Source organism: Trichocoleus sp. DQ-A2, assembly GCF_039961915.1.
Lineage (GTDB): Bacteria > Cyanobacteriota > Cyanobacteriia > Cyanobacteriales > FACHB-T130 > FACHB-T130.
On sequence record NZ_JAMPKD010000045.1, the window covers coordinates 1 to 16,273 of the forward strand.

Genomic DNA, 16,273 nt, shown 5'->3' on the forward strand with positions numbered 1-16,273 from the left:
CAATCTCTACTCGACTTGAGACTAACATGCTCAGGCTCAATTAATTAGTTTTTTTTGATGTAGCTCTATCAGCCCCTATGCCACTACCTATAGCGTACCTGCGTAAGTCCTGAACTGTTGCAGCAAGCCGCACAAGACCAACACATCGAGCTGAAGTATCTGGATGAGTCGGGCTTTTGCCTATGGAGTCCAGTGGGCTACAGCTACAGTCGCATCGGGGAACAGAAATGCCTGGAGCAGACCCAGCAACGCTACGGAAGTCGAATTAGCATTTTGGGTCTTTGGCAACCGGATGAACGCTTCGAGTATGCGCTAGTGCAAGGAGGCTTTAAGAGTGCAAGCTACATTAGTGTGATCGATTGGGTCGCTGCAACAGCGAATGAAACCCTCAAACGAACGGGACGGCTTACCGTTATCGTTCAAGACAATGGACCGATTCACACTAGTAAACTGGTACGTGAGCAGTGGGCACGGTGGCAAGAGCAAGGATTATTCATTTTCTTCTTGCCTGCCTATTGCTCCCAGATGAACCCCATCGAAGGACAGTGGCATCAACTCAAAGCCCATGAAATTTCAGGACGAATGTTCGACAATGAATATGATTTAGCCCTTGCTGTAATGGACGGCATGCAATCACGGAGTGAACAAGGGGGGGTAGTCATGAATAGTAATGGTAGGCTGGTACTCAAGAGACATCAACCATTACAAACGGCGCAATGAACTGTCCCAAGTGCCAATTAGCTCAAATCATCAAATACGGACGTACCCATTACGGCAAACCGCGATTCCGTTGCCAGGAGTGTGGGCGACAGTTCGTCGAGAATGCAACCCGACAACCGATTGATGAGGCAACTCGTCAATTGATTGATAAGTTGTTGCTCGAACGCCTTGCACTTGCCGCAATTGCACGGGTAACGGGTGTTTCTGAGCGTTGGCTGCAAATGTACGTCAATCAGAAGTTTTATCAAACTCCAAAAACTGTCGAAGTCACCCAAAAAAACCGGGTCGGCTGATAATTCAGTTGGACGAGATGTGGTCGTTTGTTGGCGCTAAAACGAATAAACAATGGATCTGGCTGGCCATTGATGCTGGTAGCCGTGAGATTGTTGGCGTATTCGTTGGAGATCGTTCTCGGCAAGGCGCAAAGGGGCTTTGGCAATCCTTACCAGCTGTTTACCGCCAGTGCGCGATTTGCTACACCGATTTTTGGGAGGCGTATGAGCAGGTACTACGCCCGAAAGCGGCATCGCGCAGTCGGCAAAGAAACGGGAAAAACTAGCTATATCGAACGGTTCAACAACACCTTACGGCAACGAGTGGGGCGCTTAGTTCGTAAAACCTTATCTTTCTCCAAGAAGTTGAGTAATCACATTGGTGCGATTTGGTATTTTGTGCATCATTACAACGCCTCCCTTCGCTCTTAACCATTACTATTCACCACTACCCAAGGGGGATATACGTTAGAGCGTTTTAGGTTTAAATCATCCTAGCTACTTACGTTAGAGCGTTTTAGGTTTAAATCATCCTAGCTACTTAACTCAGCATAATCTGTAAGCGTGCAACGGATGCTTTTTCCATCAATTGCTAGTCTTTCCCCAGAATTTGGCGGTACAAAAATTACGGCCCAGGTGTTAAATAGGTTCGTTAATGGATGAAAATCGAGTGTTTTGAGAACACGTCGGAATGTTGAGTAGGAAGGAAACTTGATTGTGTCTTCAAGGCTGAACAGTTGTATCAACCTTTGTCTGTGTACAACGGTAAAATCTTCAAGTGGTCGGTAGCCCCAATACCCACTCATAGCTCCCAGTAACATCAGTAGCAGTACCAACCACAATTCATGTCTGCGTCCGCGAATGTGTCGATAGTCTGGGATTTTTTGCAAGTCCTCGATCAGATTCATCTTGTTTTCAACCGTAGATGTTTAGATACTCTTAATAAGTATTCTGATTTTTCTACCGCTGTATGAAACCACCCTGCTCTAGGTAAGCTCCAGAGGGGAGCTGGAGCCGCTTGCAAAGCGCGGCGAATAACTGACTTTTATTTAATCCAGAGCTAGCAATGGCATGATTCTAGATAGATCGGGAGAAACCCGTTGACTCAGATGGAGTTGATTCACTACCCTGTGGAAGGAGTCACCCTGCTGCAAGCGATCGCGCATCTCCTCGACTTCACCCCAGGTTAAATCGCTCTCGACATAGGCTTTAGCCACTGCGATGACTAAGTCTGCGTAGTGATTCCCCTCTGCTTCGGTCATCATATTGTGCTGAATATTCAGAGTTTGGTCAAAACGGTGATACCAGCACTTGGGTTGTTGGGGGAGTAAGGCTTTAAACAGAGCTTTATGTTCTTCGTCGCCGACTGCGCGATCGCTTTCACTCGACACAATCAACATGGGCGCAGCGTAACTCGTTTCTGCCCGCTCAAAGATATCTTTTCCCATGTCTAAAAACAGTCGCAAGGATGGCATCAGAAAGCCGTCATAGCCAAAATGTGCGACTCCTGGTGCAGTTTTCCACTCAAAGTAAATATTAAATACCCGCACAAACAAATCGACTACTTTATGGCTACCACTCAAATAAGGGGCAAACAGCAAAGCCCGATAAATTTGTACGGCGCGTTCTAAGGATAGCCAAGCTGCTAAAGTGCTGCCACCAGAAAGCCCTCCCACTACTACTTTTCTTCCCAAAGCTTGAGCTTGTTGTAGCCAGTAAATTCCAAACTGTTGATAAACTTCTTGTTCTTCGGGAAGCGGAGGAGGGTTATCTCCATCCCAATTGCCTGCAATCCCATGCCCAGGAAGCAAAGGAATCAAGACGTTGTAGCCTGCCTTAAAGAAAGCTTCTCCTATCGGCACAAACTGTTCTGGAGTGGCAGTAAACCCATGAAAGAACAGACACACCTTGTCCGTAGGATTAGAGTAAAGAAAAAACCGAGAGCCGCGGGTTTCATCCATCAGCGGTAGCGCATCTTCACGGGCTTTCGTCTCTCGCACCAATGCTGCGGTAAAGGTGGAATAGTTAAACATTGTTATCTAAATCGTTTTTGCATGGGAAGCCCGAATTCAATGCGGCGCAGCACATCTATATCTATTTAGATTAACAGCCACCAGAACTCAGTGAATCCTTCATAAGGATATTCAAAAATGAAGTCATGTCTCAAGTGCGCGTTTTCTGAGTTAACCGAATCAGTCCAATCAGCCACCTGAACAGCGGTAGGGTGCGGGGTAAGGGTTGAGGCGTGGGGAATGCAAAAGAACCAAAGCTGCTTTCAGATGAGATGCGGACTAACTTCTGCTGTAAAAGATTGAGTGCCAAGTCGATTTCCTGGGCACAGTGGCGATATCTGGATAAAGATTTGCCAACGGGATCGCGAATATCTAAGGAATTTTGTTCCCCGACAAATTCTTTGAGCGTGAAAGTCTTGTCGCTCGTCTCAGGATACATCGCGATCGCAATATATTTATGAAACTTTGTCATCGTCAGCACTAAATCTGCCCATTCGACGAGTTCTGGCTTTAACCCTTGCGGTTCGCAGTCATATTGAATTCCGTACTCTGCCAATACCGTTAGAGTATGGGGCGAAACGGGTATCCCCTTAAATTTATAAAGTCCAGCTGAACGCACCTCAGTTTGGGCTAAGATTTCCTGCCTTTGCCTCAGTTCCCGAATCTTTTTCTGAAATAGCGCTTGTGCCATCGGGCTGCGACAGGTGTTGCCAGTACAAACAAATAGAACTCGCATACCAGAAGTGAGTGAAGCAATGATTTATTTTGCTACGCTACGACTGATGGTAAACCCTTTCACTTTTTAAAATGTCATTCGGCTGATTTTTACAGACGAATGGGTGGCACCCGCAGCTACAATTTTTGATTTAACAAACATCTACGTATTTAGTCACTTTCCGCTTCTATCTAAAGGAATATAATGTCACTTTTAGCCAAACAAAAGCCGCTCATTGCGGAGCGGCTTTTGTTTAGGTAAAATTAGCAAAAATTAGCTATTTTTAAAGTTAGATTCCACTTTGAATAACCATCAGGACGGTAACACTGACGCTCATCAATACTAAAAGAATTGCTAGAGAAACTGATTGACCCAGATGTGGCGCTTGTGAAACTTTCATGTGGTTTTCTTTTAATTTCTGAATTGTATTAAATGAAGAATACCAGCAACCTTAAGGGATCAATGAGAAAAGCACAAGTTTCTTTAATAAACGCAACAGTTCTTAAGAATCGCCAGTGCGATCGCTCTTAAAGACAAGCACAGATATAGATAAAAAAACACGTAAGGGAACGGGCTAAGCCCGTTCCCCTAAACGTTTTGAGAGCGAGGACAGTTATCGAGTCAAACCGTGTTCAAGGGCATAGCGCACTAACTCAGTGCGGCTATTGGTTCCTGTCTTGCTAAACAAGCGGCTGACATACTTCTCAACGTTGCGGACACTGGTTTCCAAGCGTCGGGCAATTTCTTTATTCATCAATCCTTCCGCAACCAAGTCTAAAACACTCTGCTCTCGTGGCGTTAAGTCTATGCGGATATGGGAAGGCGACTGGGGGATTCGATTTGTATCTTCTAACATCCCCCGGATGGCAGCAATTTGTTGCTTGATGTCCTCAATATCGTTACCGCCAGTGGTGTTCGTTGGGGTAGTGCGACGTTCCAGTAAGTTTTTGACAATTGCCTCCAATTCCTCTGGATCAAAGGGCTTCGGGAGATACGCATCGCAACCCGCTTGATAGCCTTGGATGCGATCGCTTGTCATGCCTCTAGCCGTTAAAAATACTACAGGTAAATTTTTGAAGCGAGGATCTTCCCGCAGTTGCTTGAGGAATTGATACCCATCCACCTTGGGCATCATCACATCTGAAATCACTAAATCCGGTTGGTTCTTCTGCAACATCTGCCATGCGTCACCAGCATTACTGGCAACCTGAACGGTAAAACCACTGTCTTGCAGATATTCTTTGACTGCTTCGCGCAGTCCGGGTTCGTCGTCTACCAGTAACAATTTTCCTGTCATTTATCTTTCCTTGCCGCTACGTTTTTTTAATATAGGACTTACGCAGAGATCCCCCTTGTATCTCCCGATAAATTGGGGGACTTTTCCGGTTCCCCCAATTTATCGGGGGGTTATGTCGGTTCTAGGTTTCAAGCTTTCAGTGCGTAAGTCCTGTAACAGTATTTTCTTAACAGATGTGTTCCTTTGCTGCTGTTTTTTTTAATGTAACGAACTTTTTGAACCTCTATTTGTTCGGACTTCTGGACTATCCAAATGCAACCATCAATAATATAATTGAACGCACTAAAATTGTCTATTTTTGTTTGACAGATGTGCTTTCCCTTACCTACTCGGTTAGTAGGAGGGAAAAGGATCGTCGCTGGATTTGCGAAGCCTAGAATTTCCAGATGCGTTAGCGATGGGGGTTTGATTTTCCTTCAGGTGGACGGATGGAGGGGGTGCGATCGCTACCGACTCCGTCTGTTTAGTAAAACAAGCGATCGCAGACCTTAATTAAAAATTAAAACTTGGCATTTTATTGAATAATTTCGACTTCCGTTCCTTTTTTCACAACTTGATATAACTCTTCAATATCTCGATTTTTTAAAGAAATACAGCCTAATGTCCAATTTGAGCGCTTTTCTATCAAAAAGTCTTGCTCATCAGGGACACCGTGAATTCCTACCTGTCCCCCGATTGAATCAAGCCAATTTATTTTTCCGTTTCCCTTGGCTTTGATATGTTTTCTCCAAGAATCTTTAGTTGGGTAATCCAGCCAGAGAAACTTTGACCACGTAGGATGGGTATAGAGGTCTTTTATCTTGAATATGCCTTCTGGCGTGCTGCCATCCCCTTCTTTGAGCTTATCATCCACTGAGTTGAAGCCCAAAACCACTGGATAAGACTTCAGGGGCTTTTTATCGTAATAAACTGTCAGCCTGTACCTGGATTTCTCAATGAGTATAGAGACTTTATTCTTGTCTATTTCTGGAGAATCTACTAACTGTGTAAGCTGATGCGTATAGTTTAAAAGACCATTTCCTAGAACTTTAGGATGTAAATGATTTGAAAAAAGATTATCGGAACAATTATTCCAGCAAAAGACGTGCAGAAGATAGGGCAGCGGTACAGCATAACCCAGACGCATGAGTTGGATGTATAGGCAAAAAATTCCGGATAGGAGAACAGAAAAAACTAAAAACTGCCTTCTTCTATTCCCCTGTTTTTTGCTGCTGCCCATTGTGGATGTAGTTGGAGCGATTCAAACCTTTGGTGGACGCCCAGCTTGTGCGGTTTTAGACACCAAAGGATGATTGACAACGGCTATTTTAACTAATGGAGGACAAGACACAACAAAGCTAAAATGCCGTTAATCAGATAAAAGGTGGCAACCACTTGGGTTTCACTCCAGCCACTCAGTTCTAAATGGTGGTGAATCGGTGCCATCTTAAATAAACGCTTGCCGATACCATCCGGGCCTTTGGTGGCTTTATAGTAGCCCACCTGCGCCATCACTGAGAGCGATTCCACGAAGAAAATACCGCTGAGGATAAACAGCGCCCAGAGATTGTTCGTCAGAAGTCCGACTGCTGTCAGTGCGCCTCCCAGCGCCATCGAACCCGTATCGCCCATAAAGACGCGGGCTTTGTTGCGGTTGTGAACCAAAAAGCCTAGGTAGCTGCCACTCATGCAGGCGCAAAAAATCATTAAACTTGGCGACACGGGAGCAACAATGGCACCGAGTCCCAAAAGAGCGATCGCGCCCGTTCCCGCTGCGAGTCCATCGACTCCATCCGTGAGGTTTGTCGCATTACTTTCCGCCACTAGCACAAATACTGCTAAAGGCCAGAACAGCAACCCCAAAGGAATGGCTAAACCAAAAGGCAAGGCAATCGTGGTAATACTTGCTGGTTGATTCCAGACCAGCCACAGAGAAAACAGAACACCCACCCCAATCTGCAAAATGAGTTTCATCCGGGGCGAGATGCCTTTATTAGACCGGCGTCTAATCACTTGCCAATCGTCAACCCAGCCAATCGCTCCGTAGGCTAAAGTTACGATTGATACGGCAAGTACGGGAAAGAATCCTTGTATGCTTACAGCCAATCCAGACCACACCAAGGCGGCGATTACCCCAACTGGCACAAAAAACACCCCGCCCATTGTCGGAGTGCCTGCTTTTTGTAAATGCGCTTGGGGACCATCCTCCCGAATAAATTGACCCGCTTTTAGGGCTTGCAGGAAGGGGACTGCCCAATATCCTAAAAGAGCTGTCACCAAGGCGCAAAGCCACAGGGGAAAGGTCATAGAGATGCCTACCGATGGGAAGACACCTGCTTGCAGATCGAATAATATCGTCCCTAGGGAAAGCCCAACTGCCAGTAACGCTAGCAGGCTAGTTCCTGAGGGGTTGAACGACCGACCAGAAAATAATTTAGCGTCCACAAATTTTTCGTTCACTTCTCACACCAGAATTCAGAATTTCAGAATCCAGAATTTACTCTGACGCCTGAGTGCTGAATTCTTTTCGTCTGACTAATCTTCGTCTACATCGATGATTTCATCATCGTCTTCGAGATCATCGTAAACATCATCCGGTGCCATCAGATCGGAGATTTCTGCATCACCATCGCGGAAACTATCTTCAGCTTGAACATCCCGCGCCAACAAGCGTCCTGTGGATTCCAGCCAGTCCAGAATCGATGGTTCTTGTTGTAACGGAATCAGACCAGCCAGCTGGTGACGAGGTTCTTCACGCAGAGACGGGTTGTACATATTTGACATATTTGAGGATTTCGGATTGGGAGCTAACTAGACATATTGAGTTTACCACTCCCAGAAACGCGATCGCTGGCGTGGAGATTATTGCGTGTCAAGGGAGTTGTTATCAAACTTATCAACTGGTCGCTGATGCCATCTGCGTATTGAACAAAAGTTAAGCTGGGGGTAGAGAAGTCACCCAGAAGAGAGGTCTAGGAGGAAATGAGGAAAGCAGCACTGTTGGAAGCGATCGCTTCTCAAAATCGCGGACTGCTAGCAACCGAAACCGACAAAATAGCGATTCTCTCAGCGGTTGCCCGATTGGAAGACCTCAACCCTACTCCCCGTCCGGTTGAGGCAACTGACCTACTAGATGGAAATTGGCGACTACTTTACACCACCAGTCGCGGTTTATTAACCATTGACCAACTGCCATTTCTCAAACTTGGTCAAATCTATCAATGCATTCGAGCCAAAGACGCCAAAGTTTACAATATTGCTGAAGTTTATGGTTTACCCTATTTGGAAGGATTTATCAGCGTTGCTGCTCGGTTTGAACCAGTTTCTGAACGTCGTGTCTTGGTAAAATTTGAGCGTTCTATTTCTGGTTTACAGCGTCTCATTAACTATCAGTCGCCTTCAGAATTTATTCTGCAAATTGAAAGCGGTCAGCGACTTCCAGCTTTGGATTTTGGTATCGACAGCAGCAACCAGCAAGGTTGGCTGGATACTACTTATCTAGATGAAGATTTGCGAATAGGCAGAGGCAATGAAGGCAGCGTGTTTGTGTTAACAAAAGCTTAGGTTAATGGCTAGTGGCTAATGGTTAATGACTATTAGCCATTAGGAAGATAAATTCCTGCAAAATAGGGCGGGGTTAGTCTTTTTTTTACGAACCACTAAGAACGCGAAGGATGCCAAGGAAAAAAAAGAGGATTTGACGAATTAATTGGGATTACTACACATAAATAATATCCAGTTGTCTAAAAATCATTAGCCGTTAGCAATTAATCAGATGGAATCTACGCAAGAAGTTTTATTCCGCTTGTCCCAAGGACAATTAAATCTACTACAAACTTGTCCTCGAAAGTTTCAACAAATCTACTTAGATAAACTGAGTTCACCCACCAATCCAGAACAACTAGAACGGCAAAATTGGGGCAGTCGCTTTCACTTATTGATGCAGCAGCGAGAACTGGGATTGCCGGTAGAATCTTTGGTGCAAGAGGATGCCCAATTACATCGTTGGGTGACGGCATTGGTGGATGCAGCGCCAGAAATCTTGATATCCAATCCGAAAACCTTCCGCCAAAGCGAACATTGTTGCACGCTGAATTTTCAGGGATATTTATTGACAGTCATCTATGATTTGTTCATTGAAGACACCCAATCTGCTCAAATTTTGGATTGGAAAACTTATCCTCAACCAAAAAATCGGCGTTGGTTAGAAAAAGATTGGCAGACTCGCTTGTATCTTTATGTTCTGGCAGAGACTAGCGATTATCTGCCAGAACAGATTTCTATGACTTACTGGTTTGTCCAGTCTCAGCCTCAACCAGAAAGCCTCAAATTTACTTATAATGCCGCTCAACACAAGCAAACAAAAAGGGATTTAACAGAACTGTTGACGCAGCTAACCAATTATTTAGAACGTTATCAGCAAGGAGAAGATTTTCCTCAAGTTCCAGAAACCGCTAATCGTTGCCCTGATTGTAACTTTGCGGTTCGGTGTCAGCGCGATCGCAATTTATCAAATACTTCGCATCTTACCAGTGAAGAAAATTTCTCTCATCAAAATTGGCTACCTAGCTTAGCGAATATTCAGGAAGTTTCCCTGTAAACAAATAAAAAATCAAAATTTATGACAAATCCTGATAAAAACGAGCCTGCCTCTAACTACTCTTCTATCTATATCCGCGACCTTGAAATTGACGATCTTGCTCCGGTTTATCACTTGGGAGAAGCTGTATTTACGAGCAATTTGTACCCTTATTTATATCGCACCTGGGATGAATGGGAGGTGATTGGACTTTACAACACCGATCCAGAATACTGTCTGGTTGCTGAAATCGACGAACAACTGGCAGGGTTCATTTTGGGAACCGTTATCAGCAAAGCATCCTGGACTTATGGATACATTATTTGGCTGGGTGTGAATCCGAATTTTCAGCGTCGGGGCGTTGGGGACAAGCTCGTTGATAAGCTGGTAGAACGGATGATTGAAGATGGGGTGCGGTTCATGCTAGTGGATACCGATCCCGCGAATGTCCCAGCCGTGAAGTTTTTTAGCCGCAAAGGTTTTGGCAATACTCGCCAGCACATTTTCTTGTCGATGAATTTGAGCAAGCACGAGTATTATGGCAGGCTGATTGCATACGAGCGCGAAAAAGCTGAGAGGGCTGCTTATAAGCGATCGCGCCGCCGTCCTTCCACTCAAACCCAAGGAATTGCTAGCGAAGCAGCGACAAAAGTTATGGTGACTGACACTCCATCAACCCCTGTCGAACCTCCGAATTTCTCCGACCCCGAAAGTTAACCTTTTCTTTTTGACAAGAATTTTTCTTAACTACTGCTGCGGCTAAAGAAAATCGCCGCTAGGACTATCAAACCCAATAAGGCTAGGGGAACCCACAGATTGACAAGTTCGCTCATCTCAGTTGTTTTAATCTTGGCAATCAACTTAATTAATTAATATTTTTTATAAAAAATGGCTAAAATGTAAAGCGAAATTTATTTTTAAGGCAACCATGACATCAAAAGACACGGTGACATGGCTACAAGAGAGAACAGCGCTGGGTGTACTATCGGCAGAAGTATTAGAAGCGATCGCGCAACTTCTGGAAGAAAAAGTCGTACCAGCGCAAACGACCTTAGTGGCGGAGGAAACGCCCCCCGAAGGACTCTATATTCTCAAAGAAGGGCAACTAGAAGGCGATCGGGCTAACCAAACAGGTTTAGCCTGGGTGATTAGTTTTCTTCCCGGAGCCACCATTCACTTACAAGAGCTACTGTTAGACCAGCAGGCTCAAAGAACTATCAAGACACTCAGCGAATGCACGCTGTGGTTGATTCCCGCAGCGCAATTTCGCAAAATAGTCGCCCAATATCCCGAAATTACCCAAGCGTTCTCCCAGCAGTTAGCTCAAGAACTCGCTCAACTATCGTCTCAACTAAACTACGAACAAGAGCGTCAAACCGCCTTGCGCCCTTATCTAGTATCAAAGGCAAGACGCGGGGTGGTGGGAAAAAGCCGCTATGCAGTCCGGCTGCGCCAGCAAATCAAAGAGGCGGCTGAGGATCGGCGTCCAGTGTTGATTTTCGGGGAACCGGGACTAGAAAAAGACAATACCGCGGCTCTGGTTCACTTTGGTTCTTCCTATCGACGCGAACCGATTGTTAAAGTAGACTGTAGTGCGCTGCAAGCAAGTGGTGCAGAACTATTTGGTCGTGCTAGTGGCAAACCAGGGCTAATTGAATCCCTAGGGACAGGCACTTTAGTCCTCAACAACATTCAAGAACTTCCGCCAGAGTTAACGCCTAAGCTGGCTCAATTATTAGAAACCAATACGTACACCCCCCTCAGCCGTTCGGAAGATCCCCCCGCGCCCAGCCGCACGTGTCAAGCCCGGATTATGATGATTGCGGAAAAGCACCTGCCGACAATTGAGCGTCAAGTTGGTCATTTAATTAAAGTGCCGCCGCTGCGGGTGCGAAAAGCGGACATTGAAGACCAGGTAGAATACTACATTCGCCTGTTCTGTCGAGCCAAGGGCACTCGCAAACCCAAAGTCGCTCCAGAAGCTATACGCCGCTTACAAGCCTATGATTTCCCCGGCAACCTGAAAGAATTGCAAAGTCTCGTAGAACGGGCACTCGTTCAATGTGCCGGTGTGAATCTGCTCACCGAAGAAGTATTCTGGTCAGCCGAAACCCATAAAAAGCGATTTCGCGTCAATCTTTTAAATGCCTATCCCGACTTGCGGCGATTTCTCCGCAGTTCTTGGTGGCCCGACCGGATTAACTACGGCTTTACTTTGGGTGCTTTTGCGCTTGTCATCGCCCTCTTATTTTTGGGTCCCCAGCATCGCTCCGAAAATGTAGCTCTAAACCTATTTTGGGCGTGGTGGTGGCCTTTGGTATTGATCGGTTTTCCGTTTGTCGGACGCCTGTGGTGCTCTGTTTGTCCCTTCATGATTTATGGGGAAGTCACCCAAAAACTCTCTCAGTGGCTTTTTCCAGGGCGATCGCTGAAGCGTTGGCCCCGACAATCTGCCGAGAAGTGGGGCGGATGGTTTTTGTTCGGGCTATTTGTCCTTATTTACTTGTGGGAAGAACTCTGGGATTTAGAAGATACCGCCTATCTCTCCGCTTGTTTGCTGTTATTAATTACTGCTGGGGCAATGATTTTCTCCGCAATTTTTGAGCGGCGGTTTTGGTGTCGGTATCTCTGTCCAATTGGCGGGATGAATGGACTTTTTGCCAAGCTGTCAATGACTGAACTCAGAGCGCAACAGGGTACTTGTTCGGCGGAATGCACTACCTATCAATGCTACAAAGGTGGCCCTAAAAAAGGGGAAGGTTTAGAAACCAACGGGTGTCCGTTGTACTCTCACCCGGCTCAGTTGGAAGAGAACAAAGACTGCGTTTTGTGCATGACTTGTCTCAAAGCTTGTCCCCACCGTTCGGTCGAGTTAAATTTGCGCCCGCCAGGGATTGAATTGTGGACAACTCATGTGCCCCATAATTCGGAAGTGGCGCTGTTACTGTTGCTATTAGGAGGCGTCTATCTCCATCGATTGCCGGAATTGCAATCAACTTTGGGATTGCATCTGGATTTAACCCAGTTTTGGCAACATTTCGGATTTTCCCTAGTCGCTTTAATCGTCCCTGCGACTGTGCCGTTTTTAGCTTATAGCACCATCAAACTTTTGAAGGGTTCCGTAAAGCCTCGCTCGTTTATAGAGTTGGCTTATGGATATTTGCCGCTGGTGCTGGGGGCAAATTTAGCTCACTATTGGCGGCTGGGTTTAGGGGAAGCGGGACGCATTTTGCCGCTAACAATGGCAACTTTCGGTCTTAGCGGTGAAGGGTTGCCTGTGTTGGTCGCACACCCGGCTGTGATCGAGTTTTTGCAAGGCACAACGCTAATTTTCTCACTCCTGTTGACGATGCTATTAACCCAAAAAATCGCTCGTCAATCTTTCCGAGCGCTGTTGCCTCAACATCTGGGCGCGATCGCTCTATTTGTTAGTCTCTGGGCAATTATTGTGAGATAGTCGGCGCAGTAAATCACTCTTATAATTCCGATACCCGACTTCTCTAAGAAGTCGGGTATCTCACCTTGAGGACTCATTTAGGATTGCTATCTATAAAAGCTGCCACAAACTATGTAACTTGTAGTAATTTCAAAAACTTTTTTCTCCTATTCTCTGGTAATTGGTAACTCTAACCAATTACTTAACTCTTGCGCTAACCAATCAAGTTCTTCTGTTGTTAGATAGCCAAAGAAGCGGGTTTCGCTGTCTGTACTTAGCGATTGCCCGATGCGATAGCTAGAACTAGCGTCTGTATAATTGACTCCATCTGTAGCCCAAATTTTTAACTCTGGCGGTACCTCTGTAATGCCTGCTTCAGTATCGCGACGATAGAGGCGCTTCAGGTAAGTCAATTTATAGAGGTTACAGCGACTTGCCTGAAAAACCAGCCGCCGTATTTTCCACGCTATTTGAGTTACCTTTATTGACCGGCGATCGATATAGATGTAGGTATTGACATTCGCTGCGAAAAAATATTGCCACAGACCAGAAAGACCCATTCCTAAAAGAAATAAGCTGATCAAGATTAGTAACCCATTACCACTAAACAAAGAGCCAATTAACGCCATCAACGACAAAATCGTAAAACAGAAGATAAAGGAAATTGAACAACCCGCTCCTGCATTGGAAGTTTCTGGAGGTAGATATATCTCTAGAACTTCTGCATCCTTGAGAAGAGAAATTTTACTGTCATGAGGTTTTTGCAGGGTTAGAGGAGTTGATGTCACTGATGCAACAGATTGGAATTGGAGGAGGGAAGGTTGCTCCAAGGTAGCGAGAGCGGCTTGAGCTGAACTAAATCGCTGCTTGCGGTTGGGATGGGTCATTTGCTTGAGCCATTGCACAAAGCTGGGAGCCAGATGCGTCGAGGGTTCAAACTCAAGCAGCAAATCTTCTTGTAACAAATCGGCGGGATGTCTCCCTGTCACCAAGTAGATTAATGTTGCTCCCAAACTATAGAGATCGGAGGCTGGAAAAGCACGTCCGCTAAATTGTTCGGGTGGCATATAACCATAGGTTCCGACAATCGTCATCGTCCCGATTTCTCGAACAGCCGTTTGCACCGAACCAAAATCAACTAAGTAGATATCTCCAACTTGATGAGCAGAGCGATCGCTCGTTAATAAAATATTGCTTGGTTTAATATCCCGATGAATCACCGGAGGATTGCCAGAGTGCAAGTAGCTCAATACATTCAGTAATGCTTTCGCAATTTGTTTTACCTCTTCTTCGCTAAATGTCCGTCCGCGCTTAATCCATTCCTGCAAGGATGTTGCAGGAATATAAGTTTGCACGAGTACAAATCCCTGACGATCGGGTAAGTGCAATTCAAAGGAATCGAGATAGCGGGGAATTGCCGGATGCGATAAAGATTTGAGGGTTTCTGCTTCTCTCTCAAACAGTTTTAAATCCTCCCAACGGAAGTCACTGTTAAAAGTGAGAATCTTAAGTACAACAAGTTCCTGGGTTTGTAAATCCTGCGCTAATAAGGTACGCCGTCCAGAATTGTGCCCCAGTTGGCATTGAATGTGATAGCGATCGCGCAGTATCTGTTCTTCTCCTAGCATGGGAAATTATTGCTCCTGTGTGGTGATCAAGTTTTGCAGCAAGGCTATGTGAATTCCAAATGATGAGGATTCAACAAGGGTTTCATTTTTAACATTTCTGTTGTCTCTAAGGAGAATCGCGCCAAATTTACGGTTGTTGACCAACCTGTTTCTCTTCAAAATCCCTTTCATCAATTTGCCTCGTTCGGGCGCTTCCGTGAGGTACAGGATGTAGTGTCGCCCGATACTCCATCCACTCTACTCCCGCCTCTCTTTTAATTTCCTTAAAATCTAAGGGTTTGCTGAATTCCGAGAACGAAGGGTTCTGCAAAAACTTTTGTTTTTTTTGCTCCCAATCTATTCCCATACTGAACTTTAAGCGACAGTTACAAGGGCTAATATTTACAATGTTCGTTTCTCGATTAGCCTGAACGTACACAAAACGGCGCGTCTTCCCAGAGACGCTATCTACAAGTTTTACAGCCGCATCGCGGGTCGTTCCATTAATAATTTTTAGCTTCCCAAATCCCTGCAAATCTTGAGGTGGGATAATATCAGTGCCGTTTGGAAGAGAAACAGGAGGACGGTTTGGGCTTGGTTTCCGTGCAGACTTTAAGGAGACTGGTACGGTAGATAGCTGCGTTCCTGGAGGTTGCGTTCTAGGGAGATAAATCATCATACCTAATAAGCTGGCAATAGATACTGCTGCTAAAACAATGCGTCTGGTCAAAAAAATTGCTGAAAATTGGTTGTAATTCCTCAGAAGAGTAGACCGACTGGGGATAGTTTTTGAAGAAAATGATGCTAATTTGAGTTGTTCTATCTGAGGAGTTCGACCGCATTTAGAACAAGTCATTTTGTTGCCTAAAGCGCGACCTTTACTGACATAAAGCATTCCGCAATTGCAGTGCAGAATTTGCAACTTATTTTTCTGCATCGTTGGCTCCTTGGTTCTACCTTTCAACACCCAATAAACGATGAGTTGATGCTTCTCCGTTGAACACACAGCAATGCGAGTTTTATATACAAGGCTGTGCGCTCGCAGAATATATATCTTTGGAGCATCAGCACTTATGCAATAGATGAAGGACGCAACGAAGACAAAAATGTCGAAATCCTTGGGAATCGCAGGATAGGAGAGGTTTTACAAGATAGATACCCATGAAATACGTTTATAACGAACGTATAAAGATTTTTCTTCGACTCCGGACTCTGGACTATTTTCGAGACAGTCACTTCTCGCTGGAATAGCTAGCACTGTTTGTCATAAAGTGTCATTCAGATTTCTTGCAGGCGTTGCGCTGGAATGGAAGTAGCGTGAAGCTGACTCCGAAGGCGTTCCCGTTCCCCGTAATGCTCGCGCAGAACCCCAAGGGTAGCGATCGCCTAATTGCGATCGCAAAATATCTATTCTTCTCCTAGCATGGGGAATTACTACTCCTATCTGGCGTAGCAGGTTATGCAACTAGTTAATTCAGAGGAATTACTGGCCTTTCTATTGTTCCGGTAGCTGCTGTTTTAATTTATATGGATTAATTTTATATAAGTGCTTATGTAAAATAAATTACACATAATAAAAAGTAGAATAAGCTAAAACAAAAGTCAAGAAAACAAGAGACTTATGAGATTTATTAGAGATTTAAGCCGAGAAACTCA

General features: G+C 45.2%; 15 protein-coding genes and 1 pseudogene. 6 read left to right on the forward strand and 10 right to left on the reverse strand.

What is annotated here, in order from left to right; translation table 11 throughout:
* Positions 1-117 precede the first annotated feature (117 nt).
* Both NC997_RS26530 and NC997_RS26535 read left to right on the forward strand, forming a co-directional pair.
* On the forward strand, positions 118-720 hold the full coding sequence (locus NC997_RS26530) for a transposase (protein WP_190526597.1): 603 nt from the start codon (positions 118-120) through the stop codon (positions 718-720).
* Positions 717-1,424: pseudogene (locus tag NC997_RS26535) on the forward strand (IS1 family transposase). Before NC997_RS26530 ends, NC997_RS26535 begins: the two are co-directional and overlap by 4 nt.
* A 101-nt stretch (positions 1,425-1,525) precedes the next feature.
* Here NC997_RS26535 and NC997_RS26540 read toward each other — a convergent pair.
* The 7 genes from NC997_RS26540 to NC997_RS26570 form a co-directional block, all read right to left on the reverse strand.
* Positions 1,526-1,900 (reverse strand): transposase family protein, encoded by a 375-nt coding sequence (locus tag NC997_RS26540; protein WP_190526599.1) that lies wholly within the window; start codon positions 1,898-1,900, stop codon positions 1,526-1,528.
* Positions 1,901-2,041: 141 nt separating this feature from the next.
* Positions 2,042-3,025: an alpha/beta fold hydrolase gene (locus NC997_RS26545; protein ID WP_190526601.1), complete on the reverse strand. Its 984-nt coding sequence runs from the start codon at positions 3,023-3,025 to the stop codon at positions 2,042-2,044.
* 130 nt (positions 3,026-3,155) lie between these two features.
* Positions 3,156-3,740 carry a low molecular weight protein arginine phosphatase gene (locus NC997_RS26550; protein ID WP_190526603.1) on the reverse strand — a complete coding sequence of 195 codons (585 nt, stop codon included), beginning with the start codon at positions 3,738-3,740 and terminating at the stop codon, positions 3,156-3,158.
* 592 nt (positions 3,741-4,332) lie between these two features.
* A complete protein-coding gene (locus NC997_RS26555; RefSeq protein ID WP_190438287.1) occupies positions 4,333-5,016 on the reverse strand; it encodes a response regulator transcription factor in 684 nt (227 codons plus the stop codon).
* A 514-nt stretch (positions 5,017-5,530) separates the two neighbouring features.
* Positions 5,531-6,235 carry a L,D-transpeptidase gene (locus tag NC997_RS26560; RefSeq protein ID WP_190526604.1) on the reverse strand — a complete coding sequence of 235 codons (705 nt, stop codon included), beginning with the start codon at positions 6,233-6,235 and terminating at the stop codon, positions 5,531-5,533.
* Between the two features lie 92 nt (positions 6,236-6,327).
* Positions 6,328-7,440: a phospho-N-acetylmuramoyl-pentapeptide-transferase gene (mraY, locus tag NC997_RS26565; RefSeq protein WP_190526617.1), complete on the reverse strand. Its 1,113-nt coding sequence runs from the start codon at positions 7,438-7,440 to the stop codon at positions 6,328-6,330.
* Positions 7,441-7,530: 90 nt separating this feature from the next.
* A complete protein-coding gene (locus tag NC997_RS26570; protein WP_190414854.1) occupies positions 7,531-7,770 on the reverse strand; it encodes a DUF3134 domain-containing protein in 240 nt (79 codons plus the stop codon).
* Positions 7,771-7,977: 207 nt separating this feature from the next.
* Between NC997_RS26570 and NC997_RS26575 the strand changes: the two genes are divergently transcribed.
* The 4 genes from NC997_RS26575 to NC997_RS26590 all read left to right on the forward strand — a co-directional run bounded on the left by NC997_RS26575 (position 7,978) and on the right by NC997_RS26590 (position 13,031).
* Positions 7,978-8,559 (forward strand): PAP/fibrillin family protein, encoded by a 582-nt coding sequence (locus NC997_RS26575; RefSeq protein WP_190526606.1) that lies wholly within the window; start codon positions 7,978-7,980, stop codon positions 8,557-8,559.
* Between the two features lie 211 nt (positions 8,560-8,770).
* Entirely contained in the window at positions 8,771-9,595 is an 825-nt protein-coding gene (locus NC997_RS26580) for a PD-(D/E)XK nuclease family protein (protein ID WP_190526609.1), read from the forward strand.
* Positions 9,596-9,616: 21 nt separating this feature from the next.
* Positions 9,617-10,291, forward strand: a complete 675-nt coding sequence (locus NC997_RS26585) for a GNAT family N-acetyltransferase (protein WP_190414858.1) — start codon at positions 9,617-9,619, stop codon at positions 10,289-10,291.
* Between the two features lie 211 nt (positions 10,292-10,502).
* Positions 10,503-13,031 carry a sigma 54-interacting transcriptional regulator gene (locus tag NC997_RS26590; RefSeq protein WP_190526611.1) on the forward strand — a complete coding sequence of 843 codons (2,529 nt, stop codon included), beginning with the start codon at positions 10,503-10,505 and terminating at the stop codon, positions 13,029-13,031.
* Between the two features lie 146 nt (positions 13,032-13,177).
* Here the strand turns inward: NC997_RS26590 and NC997_RS26595 are convergent, their stop codons facing one another.
* The 3 genes from NC997_RS26595 to NC997_RS26605 all read right to left on the reverse strand — a co-directional run bounded on the left by NC997_RS26595 (position 13,178) and on the right by NC997_RS26605 (position 16,082).
* On the reverse strand, positions 13,178-14,638 hold the full coding sequence (locus NC997_RS26595; RefSeq protein WP_190526613.1) for a serine/threonine-protein kinase: 1,461 nt from the start codon (positions 14,636-14,638) through the stop codon (positions 13,178-13,180).
* Positions 14,639-14,765: 127 nt separating this feature from the next.
* Positions 14,766-15,554, reverse strand: coding sequence for a hypothetical protein (locus NC997_RS26600; RefSeq protein WP_190430752.1), 789 nt, complete (start codon positions 15,552-15,554; stop codon positions 14,766-14,768).
* A gap of 327 nt (positions 15,555-15,881) precedes the next feature.
* The gene (locus NC997_RS26605; RefSeq protein ID WP_190526615.1) at positions 15,882-16,082 is read right to left on the reverse strand and encodes a hypothetical protein; all 201 of its coding nucleotides are present in this window, start codon (positions 16,080-16,082) and stop codon (positions 15,882-15,884) included.
* Between the last annotated feature and the right edge of the window lie 191 nt (positions 16,083-16,273).

Bases quoted from the DNA above. Each gene is read 5' to 3' on its own strand.
- NC997_RS26570 (WP_190414854.1), bottom strand. From the start codon at position 7,770: ATGTACAACCCGTCTCTGCGTGAAGAACCTCGTCACCAGCTGGCTGGT.
- NC997_RS26550 (WP_190526603.1), bottom strand. From the start codon at position 3,740: ATGCGAGTTCTATTTGTTTGTACTGGCAACACCTGTCGCAGCCCGATG.
- NC997_RS26600 (WP_190430752.1), bottom strand. From the start codon at position 15,554: ATGCAGAAAAATAAGTTGCAAATTCTGCACTGCAATTGCGGAATGCTT.
- NC997_RS26585 (WP_190414858.1), top strand. From the start codon at position 9,617: ATGACAAATCCTGATAAAAACGAGCCTGCCTCTAACTACTCTTCTATC.
- NC997_RS26540 (WP_190526599.1), bottom strand. From the start codon at position 1,900: ATGAATCTGATCGAGGACTTGCAAAAAATCCCAGACTATCGACACATT.
- NC997_RS26545 (WP_190526601.1), bottom strand. From the start codon at position 3,025: ATGTTTAACTATTCCACCTTTACCGCAGCATTGGTGCGAGAGACGAAA.
- NC997_RS26575 (WP_190526606.1), top strand. From the start codon at position 7,978: ATGAGGAAAGCAGCACTGTTGGAAGCGATCGCTTCTCAAAATCGCGGA.
- NC997_RS26590 (WP_190526611.1), top strand. From the start codon at position 10,503: ATGACATCAAAAGACACGGTGACATGGCTACAAGAGAGAACAGCGCTG.
- NC997_RS26595 (WP_190526613.1), bottom strand. From the start codon at position 14,638: ATGCTAGGAGAAGAACAGATACTGCGCGATCGCTATCACATTCAATGC.
- NC997_RS26560 (WP_190526604.1), bottom strand. From the start codon at position 6,235: ATGGGCAGCAGCAAAAAACAGGGGAATAGAAGAAGGCAGTTTTTAGTT.
- NC997_RS26580 (WP_190526609.1), top strand. From the start codon at position 8,771: ATGGAATCTACGCAAGAAGTTTTATTCCGCTTGTCCCAAGGACAATTA.
- NC997_RS26555 (WP_190438287.1), bottom strand. From the start codon at position 5,016: ATGACAGGAAAATTGTTACTGGTAGACGACGAACCCGGACTGCGCGAA.